This window comes from Actinocrinis sp., assembly GCF_035946395.1.
Taxonomy (GTDB): Bacteria; Actinomycetota; Actinomycetes; order Streptomycetales; family Catenulisporaceae; genus Actinocrinis.
The window spans coordinates 1-17511 of the sequence record NZ_DASYZI010000415.1 but is presented as its reverse complement, the minus strand read 5'-3'; the positions used below and the strand labels follow the sequence as shown (position 1 = coordinate 17511).

Annotated in this window: 31 protein-coding genes; 3 read left to right on the top strand and 28 right to left on the bottom strand. The window is 67.3% G+C overall.

The genetic code is table 11. From position 1 onward, the window contains the following. Nucleotides 1–89 precede the first annotated feature (89 nt). Genes VGS97_RS26240 through VGS97_RS26225 form a run of 4 tightly spaced genes read right to left on the bottom strand, consistent with a single transcriptional unit; the run spans nt 90 to nt 1700 of the window. A complete protein-coding gene (locus VGS97_RS26240) occupies nt 90–314 on the bottom strand; it encodes a hypothetical protein (RefSeq protein WP_326856334.1) in 225 nt (74 codons plus the stop codon). After that, entirely contained in the window at nt 311–610 is a 300-nt protein-coding gene (locus tag VGS97_RS26235) for a hypothetical protein (RefSeq protein WP_326856333.1), read from the bottom strand. The genes VGS97_RS26240 and VGS97_RS26235 overlap by 4 nt, the downstream gene beginning before the upstream one ends. Beyond that, nucleotides 607–906, bottom strand: coding sequence for a hypothetical protein (locus VGS97_RS26230; RefSeq protein ID WP_326856332.1), 300 nt, complete (start codon nt 904–906; stop codon nt 607–609). The genes VGS97_RS26235 and VGS97_RS26230 overlap by 4 nt, the downstream gene beginning before the upstream one ends. Beyond that, a complete protein-coding gene (locus VGS97_RS26225; RefSeq protein ID WP_326856331.1) occupies nt 903–1700 on the bottom strand; it encodes a peptidoglycan recognition protein family protein in 798 nt (265 codons plus the stop codon). Before VGS97_RS26225 ends, VGS97_RS26230 begins: the two co-directional genes overlap by 4 nt. Nucleotides 1701–1827: 127 nt before the next feature. Here VGS97_RS26225 and VGS97_RS26220 point away from each other — a divergent pair, with 127 nt between their 5' ends. After that, nucleotides 1828–2079: a hypothetical protein gene (locus VGS97_RS26220; RefSeq protein ID WP_326856330.1), complete on the top strand. Its 252-nt coding sequence runs from the start codon at nt 1828–1830 to the stop codon at nt 2077–2079. 178 nt (nt 2080–2257) lie between these two features. On the opposite strand, the gene VGS97_RS26215 is transcribed toward VGS97_RS26220, so the two are convergent. From VGS97_RS26215 to VGS97_RS26140, 16 genes are all read right to left on the bottom strand, one after another. Continuing rightward, nucleotides 2258–2518, bottom strand: a complete 261-nt coding sequence (locus VGS97_RS26215; protein ID WP_326856329.1) for a hypothetical protein — start codon at nt 2516–2518, stop codon at nt 2258–2260. Between the two features lie 110 nt (nt 2519–2628). Next, nucleotides 2629–3639 carry a hypothetical protein gene (locus VGS97_RS26210; protein ID WP_326856328.1) on the bottom strand — a complete coding sequence of 337 codons (1011 nt, stop codon included), beginning with the start codon at nt 3637–3639 and terminating at the stop codon, nt 2629–2631. After that, nucleotides 3636–4055, bottom strand: coding sequence for a hypothetical protein (locus VGS97_RS26205; protein ID WP_326856327.1), 420 nt, complete (start codon nt 4053–4055; stop codon nt 3636–3638). The genes VGS97_RS26210 and VGS97_RS26205 overlap by 4 nt, the downstream gene beginning before the upstream one ends. Before the next feature lie 10 nt (nt 4056–4065). Continuing rightward, nucleotides 4066–4227: a hypothetical protein gene (locus tag VGS97_RS26200; protein WP_326856326.1), complete on the bottom strand. Its 162-nt coding sequence runs from the start codon at nt 4225–4227 to the stop codon at nt 4066–4068. Between the two features lie 234 nt (nt 4228–4461). Beyond that, nucleotides 4462–5262, bottom strand: coding sequence for a hypothetical protein (locus tag VGS97_RS26195; protein WP_326856325.1), 801 nt, complete (start codon nt 5260–5262; stop codon nt 4462–4464). Nucleotides 5263–5278: 16 nt separating this feature from the next. After that, nucleotides 5279–5908, bottom strand: a complete 630-nt coding sequence (locus VGS97_RS26190; protein WP_326856324.1) for a C40 family peptidase — start codon at nt 5906–5908, stop codon at nt 5279–5281. A gap of 4 nt (nt 5909–5912) precedes the next feature. Beyond that, complete coding sequence (locus VGS97_RS26185) at nt 5913–6506, bottom strand: LysM domain-containing protein (protein WP_326856323.1); 594 nt, start codon at nt 6504–6506, stop codon at nt 5913–5915. Next, nucleotides 6496–6849, bottom strand: coding sequence for a hypothetical protein (locus tag VGS97_RS26180; RefSeq protein WP_326856322.1), 354 nt, complete (start codon nt 6847–6849; stop codon nt 6496–6498). The genes VGS97_RS26185 and VGS97_RS26180 overlap by 11 nt, the downstream gene beginning before the upstream one ends. 3 nt (nt 6850–6852) lie before the next feature. After that, nucleotides 6853–6996, bottom strand: a complete 144-nt coding sequence (locus tag VGS97_RS26175) for a hypothetical protein (RefSeq protein ID WP_326856321.1) — start codon at nt 6994–6996, stop codon at nt 6853–6855. A gap of 10 nt (nt 6997–7006) precedes the next feature. Then, complete coding sequence (locus tag VGS97_RS26170; RefSeq protein WP_326856320.1) at nt 7007–7297, bottom strand: hypothetical protein; 291 nt, start codon at nt 7295–7297, stop codon at nt 7007–7009. A gap of 105 nt (nt 7298–7402) precedes the next feature. Further along, nucleotides 7403–7831: a hypothetical protein gene (locus VGS97_RS26165; protein WP_326856319.1), complete on the bottom strand. Its 429-nt coding sequence runs from the start codon at nt 7829–7831 to the stop codon at nt 7403–7405. Continuing rightward, nucleotides 7831–8319 carry a hypothetical protein gene (locus VGS97_RS26160; protein ID WP_326856318.1) on the bottom strand — a complete coding sequence of 163 codons (489 nt, stop codon included), beginning with the start codon at nt 8317–8319 and terminating at the stop codon, nt 7831–7833. Before VGS97_RS26160 ends, VGS97_RS26165 begins: the two co-directional genes overlap by 1 nt. A 2-nt stretch (nt 8320–8321) precedes the next feature. After that, nucleotides 8322–8582: a hypothetical protein gene (locus VGS97_RS26155; RefSeq protein WP_326856317.1), complete on the bottom strand. Its 261-nt coding sequence runs from the start codon at nt 8580–8582 to the stop codon at nt 8322–8324. A gap of 10 nt (nt 8583–8592) precedes the next feature. Then, nucleotides 8593–9804, bottom strand: a complete 1212-nt coding sequence (locus VGS97_RS26150) for a hypothetical protein (protein WP_326856316.1) — start codon at nt 9802–9804, stop codon at nt 8593–8595. A 387-nt stretch (nt 9805–10191) separates the two neighbouring features. Further along, nucleotides 10192–10899, bottom strand: a complete 708-nt coding sequence (locus VGS97_RS26145) for a hypothetical protein (RefSeq protein ID WP_326856315.1) — start codon at nt 10897–10899, stop codon at nt 10192–10194. Beyond that, nucleotides 10899–11684, bottom strand: a complete 786-nt coding sequence (locus VGS97_RS26140) for a hypothetical protein (RefSeq protein WP_326856314.1) — start codon at nt 11682–11684, stop codon at nt 10899–10901. The genes VGS97_RS26145 and VGS97_RS26140 overlap by 1 nt, the downstream gene beginning before the upstream one ends. A 256-nt stretch (nt 11685–11940) precedes the next feature. Here VGS97_RS26140 and VGS97_RS26135 point away from each other — a divergent pair, with 256 nt between their 5' ends. Further along, entirely contained in the window at nt 11941–12216 is a 276-nt protein-coding gene (locus VGS97_RS26135; protein ID WP_326856313.1) for a hypothetical protein, read from the top strand. Between the two features lie 626 nt (nt 12217–12842). Here VGS97_RS26135 and VGS97_RS26130 read toward each other — a convergent pair. The 7 genes from VGS97_RS26130 to VGS97_RS26100 form a co-directional block, all read right to left on the bottom strand. Further along, nucleotides 12843–13262, bottom strand: a complete 420-nt coding sequence (locus VGS97_RS26130; RefSeq protein ID WP_326856312.1) for a hypothetical protein — start codon at nt 13260–13262, stop codon at nt 12843–12845. 270 nt (nt 13263–13532) lie between these two features. Continuing rightward, entirely contained in the window at nt 13533–13883 is a 351-nt protein-coding gene (locus tag VGS97_RS26125) for a hypothetical protein (RefSeq protein WP_326856311.1), read from the bottom strand. Continuing rightward, nucleotides 13880–14365 carry a hypothetical protein gene (locus tag VGS97_RS26120; RefSeq protein WP_326856310.1) on the bottom strand — a complete coding sequence of 162 codons (486 nt, stop codon included), beginning with the start codon at nt 14363–14365 and terminating at the stop codon, nt 13880–13882. Before VGS97_RS26120 ends, VGS97_RS26125 begins: the two co-directional genes overlap by 4 nt. Next, nucleotides 14359–14835 carry a hypothetical protein gene (locus VGS97_RS26115; RefSeq protein WP_326856309.1) on the bottom strand — a complete coding sequence of 159 codons (477 nt, stop codon included), beginning with the start codon at nt 14833–14835 and terminating at the stop codon, nt 14359–14361. Before VGS97_RS26115 ends, VGS97_RS26120 begins: the two co-directional genes overlap by 7 nt. Then, complete coding sequence (locus VGS97_RS26110; RefSeq protein ID WP_326856308.1) at nt 14832–15227, bottom strand: hypothetical protein; 396 nt, start codon at nt 15225–15227, stop codon at nt 14832–14834. Before VGS97_RS26110 ends, VGS97_RS26115 begins: the two co-directional genes overlap by 4 nt. After that, nucleotides 15224–15571, bottom strand: coding sequence for a hypothetical protein (locus VGS97_RS26105; RefSeq protein WP_326856307.1), 348 nt, complete (start codon nt 15569–15571; stop codon nt 15224–15226). Before VGS97_RS26105 ends, VGS97_RS26110 begins: the two co-directional genes overlap by 4 nt. Nucleotides 15572–15657: 86 nt before the next feature. Continuing rightward, complete coding sequence (locus VGS97_RS26100) at nt 15658–16083, bottom strand: hypothetical protein (RefSeq protein WP_326856306.1); 426 nt, start codon at nt 16081–16083, stop codon at nt 15658–15660. Between the two features lie 244 nt (nt 16084–16327). Here VGS97_RS26100 and VGS97_RS29860 point away from each other — a divergent pair, with 244 nt between their 5' ends. Next, complete coding sequence (locus VGS97_RS29860; RefSeq protein WP_414641836.1) at nt 16328–16738, top strand: helix-turn-helix transcriptional regulator; 411 nt, start codon at nt 16328–16330, stop codon at nt 16736–16738. Here the strand turns inward: VGS97_RS29860 and VGS97_RS26095 are convergent. Beyond that, nucleotides 16735–17511, bottom strand: a 777-nt coding sequence (locus tag VGS97_RS26095) for a site-specific integrase (protein ID WP_326856305.1), incomplete at its 5' end; no start/stop codon positions are given. The genes VGS97_RS29860 and VGS97_RS26095 overlap by 4 nt on opposite strands.

Genomic DNA, 17511 nt, shown 5'->3' with positions numbered 1-17511 from the left:
GTAGGGCGGGTGGGACTCGAACCCACGACCCAAGGATTATGAGGACTCTGCCTGCCCTACGCTATGCGACCCTGTGTCTACGCAGGTCGTTAGGAACCCGTTTTTGTCGAGTACTTTGATGTTCGTTCTCGCTTGATTGCTGCGTTGAGATCGTGAAAGCGGCCGAGGACTGCTGCGATCTCGGTGAAGCTGTCCAGATCGAGCTGGGCCTCTTCCTTGACTCCGAGCCGTCCGCCCGTCCATCCGCCATGGTCGTCGAGCTCTTCGATGTCGACCTGGATTCGCAGGCGGTAGCGGCTGGTGCGCTCGTTCACGTGCCTGCCTTCCTCTCGACGTCGGCTGATCGCGGCCGTCGGCGCATCGTGCGTCGGCCGACGGTATCGGTGCCCATCACGTAGTCCGGGTCTTCGCGGTGCTCGGCGACTTCGTCGCACAGGGCTTGGTACTCCTCGCGGCCGCGGCGTTCGCGCCGCCCGAACCATTCGCCGATAGCGTACGGGGCGAGGATGACCGCGCCGAACATCGCGACGAACGGGAGTTGGCCGATTCCGCGGCCGAGTTCCTCGCCGGACTTCTCCGCGAATGCTTGCCGGAAGGTGCGTGGCTTCATGTGCCGGCGCCCTTCCCCGGGGGTAGGACGGGTTCGCTGTGGCGGCGGCGGTCGAGCATCTGGACGATGGTCGACCAGGGGATAGAGGGGTCGAGCTCGCCGAGGATGGCGACCACGACGCTTGCGTCGGTGCTCATGATCAGGCCGGGGGTGAGGCTGGAGTGGGCTGTCCAGAGCGCGGTGAACAGCGCGGGCAGGTAGGCGGCCAGGAAGCGGCGGCCGCGGGCGAGCGCGGTGCGCGCGTAGGGCTGCAAGTCCTCTTCGACGCGGTCGAGCTCGTGTACGAAGGGGTTCATGCGCTCACTGGCCGTTCCCAGCTGGCGCGCCAGGTCTCGGGGCCCACCTCGCCGTCTTCCGCAAGGTCCCAGTCGTGGGCGTTCGAGTCCCGTTGGAAGGCCAGGCACACGGTTCTGGACTGTGGGCCGTATTCGCCGTCCGCGGTGATGATCCAGCCGCGTAGTTGCATGCGCCGCTGCCAGTCCAGGACGTCGGCACCGATGACGGGTGGGTCCAGGGGGCTGACGAACACGCGTCCGGGCCAGGGCGGGGCGGGGCGCGCGGGGATGGGCGGGATGTGCCCGCCGCCCATGCCCAGCAGCAGTTCGGCGTGGGCGATGATCACGGGGCGTTGTGCGATGACGGGGGCGCCGGGGCAGTCGGGGTGTCCGCCCCACTGGTCGCCGCCCATGCCGTGCCAGCCCAGGCCGGCGCTGTTGATGGCGTCGGCGTTCTGCAGCGGCACGCCGTACTGGTGGTGGGCGCGCGCCAGCAGCGTCGCGCAGGCCTGGATTTGGCCGGCCGTGAGGTCCTGGCCGCTGTAGCCCTCGTTCTCGATCGAGAGCCAGTGCGCGTTGCCGCCGGCTTGCGCCCATGCCTCGTCCGCGGTGTCGACCAGTTGCTGGGGCCGGCCGACCTTGGGCACGAAGAAGTGCGCCGAGACCTGCGAGGCCGGGTTCTTGCACCAGGCGATCGAGCCCTGTTGGTTGCCCTGCTGGATGTGCAGGACCAGGCCGACGATGTGCTCCATGCCGCCGGGGGTCTCGTTGGTGGTGGGGCCTACCCAGTCGGCTATGTCAAGCCACTTGCTCACACTGTCCTCCTTCGAATCTTAGGAGAACAGTAGCGCTCGCCTTTGATTCACAGGAGACTCGGCGTCGAGAAGTTGCGAGTTAGCGGGGGTCCGGGTGGGAGTACCGGGGCCCGGGAGGGAAGCGACCATGGCGTCACGCGAGGCTGACGCGCTGCGCACCGAGAGCATGCACAAGGTGCTGAGCGTGTTCCTGCCGCCGACCAGTAGCTACCGGTGGGCTGACGGGGTTCCGGTGGTCAGCGGCGTGTTCCTCGAGTCACCGGACACGATCTGCCTCGACTCGTACTGGCGCGGGTGGGGCGCGGACGGTAGGGAGAGGCATATCCGCCGCCGCGTTTCCATTCAGATCATGGTCGAGGAGACCGACGTCGAGCCGTAGCTGTCGGTGCTGTGATCTACGATGGCGCACGTGAGCAGCGACCCTCAGGAGATCGCGCCGGGCCTGTGGGTTAGCGCATACGCAGGGCTGGCCAGGACGGATAGTGCGACGCGCGTGCGTTGGCAGATCGTCAAGCCGACGGGATCCGTGCAGTTGACCTATGAGGAGATGTGCGCGCTCAGGCGCTGGTTTCTGGGTCCTGATGTTCCGGAGGGAGCGTGGGGTCTCGCGGGATGTTCTGCAGCTGCATGAATGCCAGGCACGGGCCGGAGTGGTGCCAGGCGAGGATGCAAAACCGGCTGCGGTTGCAGAGCGCGGAGCGGTCCCACGGGAACTCGTTGATGTGGGCCGCGAGCTCGCGGTAGGCGAGTTGGTCTTGTAGTACGCCGCGCCATTCCGTGCCGTCGGCGCGTCCGGCGAACCTCTCAGTGATCGTCATATGCCCAGAATGCCGCACGCCCGCTCCGCCGGGGGGGATGGCGGGGCGGGCGCTGCCATTGCGGGAATTCGCTGCGGGGTTGACTGTAGCGCAGCGCGGGCTGTCGGCGCCTAGTCGACGGGGTAGGTGATGCCGTCGAAGAAGAGTCGTTGGCCTGCGGCGGTGAAGGCCTGGCCGTTCTGGATGTTGCCGGTGTTCAGGACGTTGACGGTGTCGTTGCCGGCGGCAACGGCGATGTCTGAGCGTGTGATGAACGGGGTGCCTTGGAGGGGCGCGTAGTTGGCGCCGAGGCTGACCAGGGTGGTACTGGCGGGCCAGGGGCCGACGCCGGTGGTCAGCAGTTCGCCGGACAGGCGCACGATGCCGCCGGCGATTCCCTCGCGCCGGTAGCGCAGTGGTTGGGCTGCACCAGTGTTGGTCCAGTTGGCGTTGACGACGGTGGCGGTGTGCCAGGTTTCGCTTTGGCCGATGGTGCCGCCGGGTTGGGGTGCGGTGACAGCGCCGGCCTTGATGTTGAACCCGGTTTTGTCGATCTGCGCGAGCACCGCGGTGATGCTGGTGGCGAGGAACTGGAACTGGGCTAGGGCGCCGTCGACAGCATTGCCCTGGCTCAGTGCGAGGGCGATCGAGCTGTTGTCCGTGTCGATGGGTGGTCGGCTGATCGGGGAGCTGACCACGAGGGCGTCCATGCCGGCCAGCAGGTAACCGAAGAAGGCCCGCACGAACGCGGGATTGGTGCCCGCGGGTACGGCGCCGCCCGAGTTGAAGTTCGCCGGGGCGGCGGTCAAGGCGAGGGTTTGGCCGGTGCTGCTGACGCCGGCCGTGTTGCTGATGGAGAAACCAGCGAACTCGTCCCACACGGCGATCTGGGCATGGTTGGTGGGGTCGAAGAAGGCCACGCCCGAGGGGTAGTGGATGCCGTTGGGGTCGATGCCGCCCGTGGGCGCGATGGACACAGCCAGGGTGGTGGGGGAGGTGTAGAGCAGGATGGCTTGGGTGGCGCCGTTGATGACCAGGTGCCCCCGTGTGGGGTCTCCAAGGGTGATGGTGCCGGTGAGGTTGTAGGCGTTGGCGAGGTTGCCGCCAAGCACGAGGTCTGCGATCAGGGAACGGAAGCTCACAGGGGCACCGGCACTTTCATCACGATGGCGTACTGGAACGAGGCGCCCACGATGTCGCCCTGGTTGGCGCCGGTGGCGATCAGGGTGAACTGCTGACTGCCGAGCAGCGTGAGCATGCTCGGATACTCGGCGACCTGCGGGAAGCCCGCGGGCTCCAGGCCGAAGTCACGCAACCCGAGGTTGATGTTGCCGGCACCGGGTGTGGAGCCGTCAGTGACCTGCAGGGTGAGTTTGTTCACCGAGTTGGACTGCACAACCAGGCGCTCGCCGCGCCAGATCTTGTCCGGATCGACCGCGAATTTCGTGGTGAGCGTCGCGGTCCCGGTCACGTCGGCCTCAGCCTCCATGGTCTCGACCCTGTAGTCGATGACACGCAGCTCGACGCCGCGGGACAGCTGGACGGGGCGGGGCAACACCATGGGAGCATCACGTCCAGCCGGAGCCGAGGAACTTCATCAGGAACGGGCGGTTGCGGCCGCGGCCCTCATAGGCGTCAAACAGGACCCATCCGCCGGCGGCGGTCAGGGCCAGGCCGACGAGCACGGCGGTGTGGTGGTCGTGGATCCGCAGCGGGTTGCGTGTGGACACGGTGAGCCTCCTCCAGGTGCGTGATGCGCCGCTCCAGTTCGCGGTCCCGCCGCCGGCTGCTTTTGCGCCACCTGGCCAGGTCCCGGGCGACTTTGGCAGTGACCGCGGTGTTGTCGTTCATGGCGCCCAGCAGCTTGTGGGCCGCGCCAGCCAAGCGCCACAGTCCACGCACCAGGCCGGCCAGTCCTCCCCCACCGAACGCGATCGCCAGCAGGATGTAAACGTTCTGCAAGGTCACCGGGCGCTCACGCCGAGCTGGAAGGTCAGGGTGGTGAACGTGCCAGTCACGGTCCACGCCAGGCGGTAAGCACCGCCGGAGCGCAGCAGCACGCCGTTGGTTTGCCCGGGACCGACCGCGAGCACCGCGGTGCCCACAGCGGTCAGCGCGGCAGTAGAGGCGATGGTTTGGAAAATGCCGTTGGCGTCCTGCTGCTGCAGGCTGATCACCACGTTGGTTCCGCCGGCGAACCCGGTGACATTCACCCCGACGAAGGCCTCGGTCACGTTCGCGGGCCAAGTGAGGGTCGCGGTGTTGCCGCTGGTGGTGCGCGACGCGGGAGCCTCGGTGTAAAGATCACTGGTGGCGGGTGTGACCGTGGTGACACTGCCGGAAACAGCCGCGGTGCCAGTGATGGCGACCGCTCCGGGCGCGGCCGCGGGCGTCTGCGGGCAGGCGTAAACGGTGATGGTGACGTAGTCGCCCGGGTTGCCGTAAAGCGTCAGAGACCGGCCGGCCAGGTTGTAGGTGCCTGACCCGTAGGGGCCCACGATCGCGGTGCCCTGACCCTCGCTCGGCGCGGCACCGGCGTTGGGCTGGTTGGCCGCGGTCAGTTTCGCACTGGACTGCGAGACAATGGTGACCGCGCTGTAGGGCACCGGGTAGTCCCGGCTGATCACACCGGCCGTGTTGAACTTGAAGCTCGCGGTCTCCAGGACCTTGGTGTGCCGCAGTTCCCGAAACGCGGTAGCCGTGGTGCCCAACTGCAACTGCACCTGGTGCAGGACATCGAGCAGCATTTGCTCATGGCGTGACATGGATGACTCTCCGCTCCTACACCGGCACCGGGACCGGGACGCCTTGGGGTTTGGGCAGATCAAAGGTCTTCCACAGGCCGACCACGAGAATCGCGACCGCGCCAAGCACCAGCGGGATGGACACGGCCAGGGTTTTGACCGTGTCGGTGACCGACGAGCCCCACGACAACGGGTTCCACCACGAGGTACTGCTGGCCTGCGCGGTGCCGGCCGCCGCGGTGGTGGCGTTGGTCGCCGAGCCCGCCGCGGTGGTGCCGGTGACGCGGCGCGCGCCGGCGAAATGCGACCAGTCCACGGGCGCGTACTGGACGCTGGCGCCGGTGTGCGGGGCCTCGATGCTCTGCCCGTTGCCCGCGTAGATCGCCTCATGGCTGTTGGCGCCCTCACCGGGCTCGTTGTAGAAAATCAGGTCCCCGGGCTGCAGCGCGTTGCTGGCGACCGCGACGCCCGCGGTGGCTTGTTCCTGGCTGGTGCGCGGCAGGGTGATCCCGAAATGCTCGTCAACGAACTGGACCAGGCCGCTGCAGTCGAAGCCCGCCGGGGTGGTGCCGCCCCACACGTATGGCACACCCAGGAACCGGGCGGCGTAGGCCACGGTCTGCGCGCCGAGCCCATAACCCTGGTTGTTCGCGTATTGGCTGGTCACGGCTCTACTTCTTCGGGATGTAGATCTGCTCGCCGGGCACAATCAGGTTCGCGCCACGCTTGCGCAGCGTCGCCTCATCGGCGGCGGAGCGCACTCCGGGCTGCAGGTTGTACGCCCACACTTGCTGCCAGGTCTCGCCGAACTTGGCGGCGATCCCGGACAGGGTGTTGCCGGACTGCACCCGCACAATGTCCTGCGTCCGCGACGCGGCAGGCCGCGGCGCCGGCGCGGGCGCGAACACGGGGGTGGGCGCGCCCGCCTTGGCCGGTGGGTTCGGGCCCTGGCTGACCGGCAGCGGCGCACTGGTGGGGGCCGGCTGGTTGGCGATCTGCTGCTGCAGGTTGCTGAGCTGGTCCTGGAAGTAGCCCTCGAAATCGTTCAGGCTGCTGTCGTAGGTGCCGGTCGGGTTGGCCGCGGTGGTCGCACCCTGGCTGTTGGCCGCACTGGAGCGGCGGGCCAGGGCGACCACGACCACCACCAGCGCGCCGCCGCCACCCAGCAGCAGCCACGGGTTGCGCCCACCCACACCATGCAGCACCGTGCGACCCCCACCACCACCAGCCGGGGGCAGGGGCGGGGCCGGGGGTTTAGTAGCCAAGACCAGCTCCCGCGGCGATGGTGGCGACAGCGTTCTGCAGCGGGTTGTCGCCCGGGTCGGTGGGCGCGGTCGCCGGCAGCGCCGCGGGCTTGTAGCGGATCACGCCGCCCGCCACCCGCTTGGGGTTCCAGCCCATGAACATCTGGGGCGGGAACACGTACCCGCCGTACTTGCTGCGGTTGGTCGCGATCCCGGGCATGCCGTAGCGGAACGCGCCGTTGTGCCCCGCGATCGCGCGCCCGTAGATCTGCCCGAGCGACGCGGCCATGTACTGGCTGACCGGGTGCGGCGCGCGCACCGTGACCGTGACCCGCGCGGCGCGGGGCCTAAAGAGGTTGGGCATCGGTTACCCCCGCCCCTGGAAGCCCTTGACCAGGCTCGTGGCGCCGGTCGCGGACGCGTTGACGTCCGAGGTGAAACCGGCCGCGTTGACCACGATCAGGTACAGCGCGATCAGTCCGGCGGAGTAGAACAGGATCTTCTTCCCCATGGCAGTGTCCTTACACGCTGAGGGTGGTCGGTTGGGAGGGCAGCGGCAGGGAGCTCGGCGGCGGGATGTAGCTGGCCGCCGTGGCGTTGCTCGACGAACTCCCCGTGGTACTGGCCGAGCTCGGCGCCGTGGTCGAGTGGTCGGGGATCGCGGCCACGCCCGCATCCATGACCTTCGCCAGCAAGCCCGCCGGCACGGTCGCGATCTTCCCGAACGCGGTGGTCGCTTTCTGGCTGGACAACACCAGTTGCAGGGTGCCCAGGACCAGGGCGCCCCCGATGATCCCGCTGGCACTGCTCACCTCAGCCCCCTGACGGCAGGATGCCGAGGCGCTGCAGCAGCCGGCCCTTGAGGATCTGCGCGAGCAGCCACACGCCGCCGATCGCGAGCACCAGGCCGCCGGCGTTCATCGCGCCTCCGCCGGGTGACCCGGGCTCGGTGCCGTCGACGCGCCACCCGAGCCACCGCCGTAGAGCTGCCCGAGCTGCGTGGCGCCGCGCCCGATCGCGTTGCCCACCGCGCCACCCGCGCCCGAACCGCCGCCGACAGCACTGCCGGTGACCTGGTTGAGGAACTTCGCGCCGAGCCAGGCCTTCACCTCGCTCCAGCCACCGCGCATGTACTGCACGAACAGGATGTCCGCCAGCACACCGAGCACGATCCCGCCCGCGGTGGGCGCCCACCCGGGAGCGTTGAACTGGCGCGACGTCGACCGGCCGCCCGACATCGACACCCCAGCGCCCAGGGTCGCGGCGGCCGGTGCCGGGGACTGCGGCCCGCCCGCGGCCGCGGGCGCGGCCGGGGCGGGTGCGGCGGTGGGGGCGCGGCGGGCCATCAGGCCGCGTCCTCCGCGTAGAACTCGGCGGCGGGCAGCAAAGCCGGCGCGTCGGCCGGCAGGTCCGCCAGCTCATCCGCCACACCCAGCTGCAGCATCCGCACGCGGTCCTGCACCCCGGTGACCTGCGCCGTGCGCGGGTCCACGACCGGCACCTGGTACACGTCGACCACGAGCATGATCTGGTGACGGGTCCTGCCGAAATGGTCGTAGGTGTGCACGGCCAGGCTGCCGGGCTTGAACACCTCCGTGTACGGCACCTCGTCGACTGGCTCCGCGGCCGGGGCCGCGAGCGCGCGGGCAGCCTTCGGCGCGGGCACGTCGACCGGTGTGACCGGGGGCGCTGGCGGGGTGGCCGCATGCATCGCGGTCACCACGATGTGCGCGATCGCCGCGGCGGTCGCCGGGTCGAGCGCCGGCGCGGCCGCGGTGGGGGCCTGGTCGACGGGCGCGGCCGCGGGGGTGGTGTCCTGGACGTCGTCGGACATGGTCAGTCTCCTACTTTCACGGAGGCGTGGCGCTTGCCGGCGCGCACGTCGAGAGAAGCCCCGACAATCCCCAGGACGGTGGCCGCGCCGAGGATCACCACCCAGAACACGGGGCTGTCGGGGTGCCACGGGACCATCGCGTTGTCGCCCACCATCGCGTCGGTGTGCGGCAGCACGTCGCCACCCCCGCCGTTGGCCGCGGCGGTGCGGCCGCCAGCGGGAATCCCGTAAAGCTCGGTGGGGTTGAGCTGGGAGAAGTCCATGACAGGCCCCTTACGCAGCGCTGCCGATGGTCATGATCTCCTGCGTGTACTTCAGGACCGGGTTGCTCAGCGAGACCGCGGCGAGCACTTCGAGCACCAGCCGCAGCTCGGTCGCGGTGCCCTCGTCGATGCTGTCCCTGAACGCGTTCTCGTTGACCCAGTCGATCCCGAAGAACCCCTGCAGGCTGGAGAGGTCCTGGTCGATCAGCTTCTCCAGCCAGAACGCGTTGGCGCGCCCGTCCGGCCACACCTCGGGAGTGTCGTTGGTGCCGTAACGCCACCCGATCTGGCCGAAGTTGGTGTTGTTCACCGGCACCGGCGCACCAGGGGCCGCACCATTCCACAACTGCCCGTAAATGCGCAGCAGCTGCTTGCCCACACCCTGACCGGACAGGCGCACCTCGTTGACCGTGTTGCCCACCGCGGTGTACCGGGTCTCGATCAGCGAGTGGAACACACTGAGGTCCGGAACCACGACCTGGCCGTTGCCGACCTCCGGAATCGTGTACAGCTCCGGGATCGCGATGATCGTCGAGGACAGGGTGACGGTCGCGTTGCCGGTCAACGTGAAAATGTCGGTCAGCGCCGCCCAGTCCAGCTCCAGGTCCAGGTTGGTCGCGGAGGTCTGCGCGAAAATCGCACCCGTGAGCGTGGTCTTGTCGTGGGCGATCGGGATCCACCACTCCAGCTCAACGTCGTACGTGCCCGCACCGATCGCGGTCACGTTCTGTCCGACGCCCCAGGACTCGTTGTTCAGCTTCATCGTGCCCTGATAAACCTGCGTGCCCGGGGACGCGCCGCCGATGTTCGCCGGCACCCCGCGGTCCGTCAGGTCACCACGCTGCATGTACTCACGCGCCTTGAGCGAGTGCCCGGACGCGTTGATCAAGTTCGACTGACCGTTGGCCGCGAACTTCGCCAGCTTCAGCACGTTGTACGGCCAGTTCATGGTGGAGGCGACCGTGCCGGTACCAGGGGTGACCACCAGCGAACCGGCCAGCTTCACGGTGACACCGGCCACGATGCCGGTCTGGCGCATCTCCACGTGATCGATCAAGCCCAGACCCGCCCAGGTGAACGTGGTCTGCGCCGCGTGCTGGCGGCGGGTGAGCTGGAAAAACAGCTTCGGATTCACGGACGACGTGGGCACCTCAATGCCCTGCATCGTCATGGTGGGCGTGTTGCTCGGGGTGGTGGAGCCCCGAGAGCGGCGGCGGGCCATCAGGAGGCTCCCCTATGGGTGAAGGCGGTGAAGCGCGCCAAACCCGGCGAAGAACCGGCGACCGCTTCCAGGGCGAAATTGGCCAGCACGGCAACACCGGCAACGGCCAACCAGAACGAGACGTGACGACGCATGAGCACTTAGCCCTTACTGGCCTTGTAGTGCTCCAGGCCCAGGTCCACCGCGAGCGCGATCACGACGATCCAGGCGAGCAACTTGCCAGACGGCATAACTCCTCCGAGGTGCGGACGAACGGGTGCGGCAGCACAAGGCGGCATCGCAGGTGTCAACCGCAGATTCCGGAGCCGGACCGCGTGACCAACAGGTCAAACGCGTGTAATCCCCTGGTCAAACACGGGTTTTGTGTCAGAAACGCTTGCGGGAGCGTCAGAACGTCGGCTGGTTGACCGGGCCGGCCGGGTAGGCGTGCCGCCGCGGCGGCAGCTTGGGCATGTGGGTGAGGGTGTGCTCTTCCTGGTGGTGCCACAGGTACTCGTGCTTGCCCAAATCGAACACAGCCTGGTCGAACAACTCGGGGGGCCAGCCGATGTTCTCCGCGATCCGCTTGCGGTCCATGGGGTTGGGGGTGTCGAAGGTCATCACCTCGTCCGCCTGCGAAATGCACAGCGGATCAATGTCCTTCGGCCGCGGACCGGCCTCGATCAAAGTCAGCTTGTCGTGCCGGCCATGGTGCAGCGCGCGGCGCAGGTTCGGCGGGGTGCGCCCGGGCCGGCTCAGGATCCCGATCTCGTCGATCCAGGCACAGCGCGGACCACCCCGCAGGCACAAACCCAGGGCCCGGTCCATCTCGTCCTCAGCCTCCGCGGAGCCCATGTCGGGCACGAACACCGCGGTGACCGCCCGCCCGTCCGGATCAGTCGGGAACCGCACCGGCATGGGCATGCTCAAGTCGACGAACCGCACACCCTCGTCCCGCAGGTTCTGCCGAACATCCCCGGTCGGATCAATCACCAACTTGTCGTACGGGTACGAGTCGAACAGGCGGCGTGCCAACACCGACTTGCCCGAACCCTTACGCCCGGAAAGGAAGAAGAACGCACCACGGTCCGGATCGAAAAAACCACCGCGGCGCACTACGACCCCGGGTAGGCCGCGGCCGCGCCCTCGCGCAGCATCCGGCGCCGCTCACGCAACTCGCTCGCGCGCGCCATCAGGTTCTTCAGCAGATACCCGCCGGCGCCGATCGCGATCTCGATCACGTCCGCCAGGTCCGTGGTGTCCGTGCCCTCCGGCAGCGGCATTTTGCGCGCGATCAACCGCCCCGCCGGATCACCGATCGCCTTCGTGTCGTGCTCGTCCGCCAGCCACGTCTCGTCCTCCTCATCGAGGGCCAGGCGCTCGTTGAGCAACCCGGACACGGCCATCACCGCAGCCGCGGCCAGCTTCGCGAAAGCCTTCGCCCTACCCCTTGCTTGCAGGGGGTTCGGCACGCCCTCGCCGCCCGGGGACGACCCCGTAAAGCCGCCCCGACTCATCGACCCCACGGAGCCCGACTCGTCGACGTCGAGCGTCGCCCCCGCCGGCAGCGGATCCGCCCGCGGCTCCTGCGGCAGGCCGAACGCCAGATCCGGATCGAACTCCAGACCCACCCTCTCCCCCAGCTCCGGCTCGTCCGGGTCCCCGTCCAGCTGGACCCGGCTGACCGTCCCCCACGGGCCCTGATCCACCTGCAGGTCCTGGTTGGCCGCCCACGTCCCCAGCACCGAGGCCTGCGCCAGCACCGTTTCCGTAGGACCCTCGCCGGACTCGGTACCGCTGATCACCCCCACCCGCCCCGGGCCGCGGTTGCTGTCCGGGTTGCTGTTCGGGTTGCTGGCGCGGTTGCCGCCCGCCGGCCGGCGCCTGCTGCGATTGGACATCCGTGTCCTGCCCTCCCTCGCCGCCGGCCACGCCGGCCTCCTTCACCCGGTGGGCCACGAGGTAGAGCCCGCACTGCCCGGTTCCCCACTGCGCGGGACACGGGCCACGCCACGTCAACTTGCCGGGTTCAGCAGTCGTGGTGAGCGTGTGACCCCGCGAACATTTGCCGCGAACTGGCAGCGGGCTCTTCCTCCTGGCCATGACACGAAGACTCCTGGTGGCGCAGCTGTAACCACTAGGTCAAACTCAACTTTTGTGAGCACCGAAACCGCGAAAACCAACCCCGAAACCCAGAAAACCGCACTCGACGTCTCGGACCTACCCGCCGAACTGCAACGCGTGGCACACGCCGCGCGCGCCGCCCAAGACATGCTCGAAGGCTTCACCGCGGAGAAGGAACGCCGCGACCGAGCCATCCTCGCGGCCGACACAGCCGGCCACCCCTACCGCGCCATCGCGGCCGCCGCACGCCGCGGTGATGGTCACGCCACCATCGGCATGGTCCGCAACGCAATCACCGACTACGCCTGAACAAACGTGCGAACCGGGCGACCCACCACAGCCGCCCGGACGCCCAAAGCCCACAGCGGGCCGTAGAACGCCCCACAAGCCTTCCCGCAGCCCGTGAGCCACTCCGGGCCCACGCGGCCCTGTGCGCGTCCCCTGGCCGCGCCCCCGGGTGCGCACAGCACGACCGGCAGCCCACCAACCCAAACCCACGCACCCTGATACTGCGTGCCTTCGGCGCCGCTCTTCCTCTCGACCACCGCACGGCCGCCGGCCGCCAGCCGATGCGTGCTGCCGTCTGCGTGCGCGCAGTGTTGTTGAGCCGGCGCTCTGCGCCGACCTTCTTCGATCTTGCCTCGCACGCGACGTAAGACGGTTGCGTGAGGTGACCAGATGAGGTGTGTGGTTCGGTCCTGCCACTGGTCCTGCAGACGGTATAGGTGCATGGCACCGCGGTTCCGGTGGTTTGGAACCGCGGTTCCGGTGGTTCGGCGCCGCGGTTCCGGTGGTTTGGAACCGCGGTTCCGGTGGTTTGTGAATATAAGGCAGTAGTCATTCCTAGTTATGCACAGGGTTATCCACCGGTTATCCACCGGCGCCGCGGTTCCGGTGGTTTCAGACTTGTATAGACAAGCCAGCGGCGAAAAGGCTCAGCCGACCTGGTGCGGCTTCTCGTTAGTGCGGTTGCGGTACAAGCGCGCGGGAGGCAGCTCGGGCACCAGTTCCTCGTCGGGATCGAGCCGCATAGTGATCTTCTCGGGGTCCAGCGGCCAGCTGAGCCAGTACTCGTCGTAGACGCCGCGCCGGCCGCTGTTGTGCCGCACGCGCGTGAGAATGTGCAGCTCACGCAGGATCTTCAGGTGCTCACGGACGCATCGCTCACTCCGGCCGAGCTCGTCGGCCACCAGGTCCTCGCCCGGGAAGATCTCTTTGCCATCCGTGAAGTTGGCGTAGGTCATCATGTGCAGCGCGACGAGCTTGGTGGTCGGATGCAGATGGGCGCGGCGCACCAGTCGAGAGAACTCATCCTGCTTCAGGATCCGAACCGGCGGGATCTCCTCCTGCTGCACCTCTCGCCGTCGTCGCACGTCGCGCCTTTCAACCACTGGACCTGAATGGGTACGACAGGCCGCACAGTCGGTGGGCCGGGAGATGCACGGGTGCCGTGAAACAGCTCAAACGCGGGCTGGTCGTCGTCGGCGCTTGCGACGATGGCGGCCGCGACCGGACGCGACAATGCGCCTTACACGCTCGCACACCTGTGCGATGTTCATCGCGGCCTCCGGATAGGCTTGTGGGCGCCGGGTGCGGACCGGCGCCCACAAGCGATTCAGGTAGTTCTAGGGGATATCGCCGTTCTCGATGGCGTGCGCGATCGCGCGCAGCACCATCGAGCGGCCCATCAACGACGCGTCGGTCTCCCACTGCGCCAGCTCGCGCGGACCGAGGTCCATCACGTCGCGGAACAGCGGCAGGATCCACGGTTGCGGGATCCGCAGCTGCCCCTTGCGATAGCTGCCGGCGGCCGCCGCGAGCGCGAGCTCGGGACGCGCCTCCGCGAGGTTGCTGTTGATCGCCTGCGTCTGCAAACGCTCAGCCGCGCGGCGGAAAACCTCCACCGTGTCGCGCCGACGCAGCACCGGAATCGCGACCGGGCGGGGATACACCGGCGCAAGGCTGCCGCCGGTCACCAGCCCACCCCGTCGTAGTAGCCGTCCGGCGGCTCCTCCATCGGGGGCTGCATCTGGTCGTCCTTGTACTCCTGCCAGTAATCGCCCTCTGGCTCGCCGTCGACCTCGTCCGCAGTGCGCTGGTAGCAGACGCAGTCGTACTCGTGGCCGGCGCCGCAACCCTCACACTCGGTGCGGTCGGCGTAGTCGGCGTCCCAGCCATCATCGAATTCGTACTCCGAGTGACGCCAACCCGAGCAACTGCCCTCGCACGCACAGCCGAGCGAGCACTCCGGACAAACCATGTTGTAGGTCCAGCCACAAACCTCACACATGGTCTCGTTGCCCGGATCGGCCACCCATGCCGCCGCTTCGGCCCACGTCATGCCCGTCTGCGACCAGACCTCGAACACGCGACGCTTGAACGCCCGCGCCGCACGCCGACGCTTCGCACGCCGCTGCAACGCGGCCCTGGTCGCAAACGCCCCGCCACCCCTCACCACGCGGACGCCCCTGCCTCAGCCGGAGGCAACCAAGGCGCCACCAGCCGGCCCCTCCCAAGGCAGTGCGGGCAGCTCCCACCCTCGCGCTCCGCATACTCAATGCCGGTGCCCCGACAGGCCGGGCAGTCGACCTCCGGCACCACCTGGTCGACGTCAACCGCGGCCGGCTCCGGTACGAGCGCAGCGGCGATCGCCGGCGGCATCAACTCCGCGATCACAGCCCAGCTGATGCGGGAGAATCGCCAATGCGCCCAAACGGTGCGTCCCGGCTCGTCCCAGGCCTGCTCAACGTTCCACCAACGCGCCATCTCACGCACCTTGGCGATTCGGTCCGAGTCCGAACCCCCCACCAGCCAGCGCACTTCAACATCCGAAGGCATTGGCAGGTCCGGATTATCGGTCAGATAGCTGACCATCTGAAGCAGATCGTTGATGATGTACTGATGCGGGTTCGACATCGGCCGCTTCATGACCGCGCCTCCTTCGCCGTAGCCAGCCTGGCGGAGACCTTCGCGCGGATCTGCTTGAGCCGCAGCGCCGAGTGCTTCGACTTGAGGTACGCGTGCTCGTCGACGAGCGCCCAAATCAGCGGCTCGTACTCGGAAAGCGTCAGCATCACGCCGTCCATGCACAAGAAGGTGGAACCTGCGTCGGCGCTCCGCCGCAAGAACACCTCGCCGACCGGCATCTGAACCGGCGCCGACAGGTCCGCGCTGCGATGCACGCCCCAGGCGTCATGGGACGCGCCCTGCGGCGGCTCGAACGCCGGCACCGTGCACCGCGACAAGTCACACCACCCCGGGTGCTTCAACCGGACCAGGCCGCTCTCCTCCTGGCCGGGGTTCGACGTTGACGCCGTCACGACCGGGCCCCCGCACTGTGAGAGAGGATCTCTTGCGCCGAGTGGTACACGGTCATAGTGATCACCATGCGACAGCGCGGTTCCTGCGCCGTGCCCTCCCTGCGGCCGAACGCGCCCTTCACCCGGTAGTTGGTCTGGGTCTCCTCCCGCCGCTCAATGACCTTCACCCCAAGCACGGCCGCGTAAGCACGCAGAACCGACACCGGGTCGTAGTCGAGACCCGAAACCAACCGAGCACTCACCGACCGCGTGGTGCCAACCATCCAGCTCAGCACCGGCAGCGGCTGCCTCTTGGACGGCCCGTGCGCCTCCACGAACTTCGTCAGGTCGTCAAGCACCTGCATCTGCCAGACATACAGATCGACCTCACTGGCACGCCACCGCGACGCGCCCTTCCCCTCCTGCTGCGGGGGTACTGGATCTATGCTGCTCACTGAGACACCTGTCCCGTCCTAGCCGACTTGGTGGTAGCGGTCTCACTGGCCGGCCCGTCCGTTGCCCCGGACGGGTCGGCCGCCTTCTTCTCCGCCTCTTTCTTCCAGCGCTCGTAGGCTGCTTTCGCGTTTTCCTTCTTGATCGCACTGTCGATCCGCGCCTCCAACTCGTCCGGCGGCAAGACACCGTTCGGATCGATTTCCCGCGCGTGCTTCGCGCGCTTCGCCGCGCGCAACTTCTCGCCGTGCGCCTTACGGTCGCGCTTCTCCCAACTCGCATGCGCAGCCAGTCGACCACGCAGAGACCGCGCTTCAGGGTCCATCAGGTCTATCTCGACCTTGCTTATCTCAACCACCTTCTTCATTGACACATGCATGGACGCATGCTCGTTGCCCTCACCAATAGAGATGGCGAGACGCATAACGCAGACACTATGCGTAACTAGCAACTCAGTCAACATGACAGTCAAGTGATCTTGATGCAGCAACCAGCAAGTAGCACCTTTGTAAGCAGCAATCAATACTGACCGCTATAAGGGTCATTAATACTTGCAATAAGCGATTTGAGCAGCACTGGCTATAGGCTTGATGCCACTGATAAGTCATTAGGCTGCAAGGAGTTCGGGCGTGACGGTCTCTGATAACCCATGGAAGGATTTGGGTTCAATGATCTCTGAACGGCGCCGCGAACTCGGCATGAGAACCCAACAAGACCTAGCAGATGCCGCCGGAACTAGCGTGGCGACTATTACACGACTTGAGAGTGGGCGCCCACTCGTTCGTAGATCATGGACATGGGCTGCCGTTGAACAGGCACTTGACTGGCCATCGGGTTATCTTGAGCGGTATATGAGGCACAGAACACCGCCTCCGGCCATCACCCTGTCAGAGGCACGAATCAAGGACCCTGAATCTACGATTCGACGAAGCATTAAAGATGCTCTACAGAAAAACCTTCCCGATGTGACAGTATCTCAAGCATTAGCAGCAGAAAACGCAGTAGTAGAGGCCTTAATTAGAGTCCTGCGAGAAGAAGGGGTTTTAGCCTCTGCATTTGATTCCCCTTCCCTCCGCTAGATGCGGTCTCCGAGGGATAGGCGCTTGTGCGCCTCGTGGGCGCGTTCGTTGGCGGCCGACGCGCCGTAGCGTTTGGCCATCTCTCGCGTGGACCAGCCCAGCAGGCGCATGAGGTCTTCCTCGCTGCCGCCGGACGCCTTCCAGATGTGTGCGAAAGTGTGGCGCCACTGGTGGGGGTAGATGTGCGAGATCTTGGCCTCGTCGCAGCGGCGCTCGATCATCTGGTAGATGCCAGCCTCGGTCAGGGGGCCGAGCCGGCCGATCCAGAGTGCGTCACGGTGTGCGTGCGGGTGTTGGGCGCGCACGCGCAGGTAGCGGCGCAGCGCGAGGCCGGTCTTGTCCCCGAACGGGCATGCGCGTGCCCGCTCGCCTTTGCCGACGATGTGGAAGACGTCGTAGCGCCAGTCCAGCCCGATCGGCCGACGCAGCTTGTCGAGCGTGCCTTCGACCTTGATCCCGGTCATCTCGCCGTTGCGCATGCCGGTGTCGAGGAACGCCCGGATGATCGCGGTGTCACGCCGGGCCTGGAAACCACTGCCGTGGCAGGCAGCCAGCAGTGCGCGAATATCGTCGTCAGGGATGACCGGCACGGGCTTCTCCGGTACAGAGGGCGGATCGAGTTTGGCCATGGGCGAGACGACCAGCTCTTCCTCCACATCGACGAGGAAGCGCCACAACTGCTGCAGGTTGCGGTAGTGCTTGGCCTGGTTCGCCGGCGACGTGCTTTCCCGGACCCCCAGCAGGTACTCCTCGCAGTCGCGCCGCGTGACCTG

What these genes read in the sequence shown, in the direction of transcription:
- VGS97_RS26215 (WP_326856329.1), bottom strand. Translation starts at nt 2,518, where the DNA reads ATGACGATCACTGAGAGGTTCGCCGGACGCGCCGACGGCACGGAATGG.
- VGS97_RS26115 (WP_326856309.1), bottom strand. Translation starts at nt 14,835, where the DNA reads ATGAAGCGGCCGATGTCGAACCCGCATCAGTACATCATCAACGATCTG.
- VGS97_RS26195 (WP_326856325.1), bottom strand. Translation starts at nt 5,262, where the DNA reads ATGTCACGCCATGAGCAAATGCTGCTCGATGTCCTGCACCAGGTGCAG.
- VGS97_RS26180 (WP_326856322.1), bottom strand. Translation starts at nt 6,849, where the DNA reads ATGCCCAACCTCTTTAGGCCCCGCGCCGCGCGGGTCACGGTCACGGTG.
- VGS97_RS26160 (WP_326856318.1), bottom strand. Translation starts at nt 8,319, where the DNA reads ATGTCCGACGACGTCCAGGACACCACCCCCGCGGCCGCGCCCGTCGAC.
- VGS97_RS26220 (WP_326856330.1), top strand. Translation starts at nt 1,828, where the DNA reads ATGGCGTCACGCGAGGCTGACGCGCTGCGCACCGAGAGCATGCACAAG.
- VGS97_RS26105 (WP_326856307.1), bottom strand. Translation starts at nt 15,571, where the DNA reads ATGCAGGTGCTTGACGACCTGACGAAGTTCGTGGAGGCGCACGGGCCG.
- VGS97_RS26100 (WP_326856306.1), bottom strand. Translation starts at nt 16,083, where the DNA reads ATGCGTCTCGCCATCTCTATTGGTGAGGGCAACGAGCATGCGTCCATG.
- VGS97_RS26150 (WP_326856316.1), bottom strand. Translation starts at nt 9,804, where the DNA reads ATGGCCCGCCGCCGCTCTCGGGGCTCCACCACCCCGAGCAACACGCCC.
- VGS97_RS26175 (WP_326856321.1), bottom strand. Translation starts at nt 6,996, where the DNA reads ATGGGGAAGAAGATCCTGTTCTACTCCGCCGGACTGATCGCGCTGTAC.
- VGS97_RS26230 (WP_326856332.1), bottom strand. Translation starts at nt 906, where the DNA reads ATGAACCCCTTCGTACACGAGCTCGACCGCGTCGAAGAGGACTTGCAG.
- VGS97_RS26155 (WP_326856317.1), bottom strand. Translation starts at nt 8,582, where the DNA reads ATGGACTTCTCCCAGCTCAACCCCACCGAGCTTTACGGGATTCCCGCT.
- VGS97_RS26140 (WP_326856314.1), bottom strand. Translation starts at nt 11,684, where the DNA reads ATGTCCAATCGCAGCAGGCGCCGGCCGGCGGGCGGCAACCGCGCCAGC.
- VGS97_RS29860 (WP_414641836.1), top strand. Translation starts at nt 16,328, where the DNA reads ATGATCTCTGAACGGCGCCGCGAACTCGGCATGAGAACCCAACAAGAC.
- VGS97_RS26235 (WP_326856333.1), bottom strand. Translation starts at nt 610, where the DNA reads ATGAAGCCACGCACCTTCCGGCAAGCATTCGCGGAGAAGTCCGGCGAG.
- VGS97_RS26165 (WP_326856319.1), bottom strand. Translation starts at nt 7,831, where the DNA reads ATGGCCCGCCGCGCCCCCACCGCCGCACCCGCCCCGGCCGCGCCCGCG.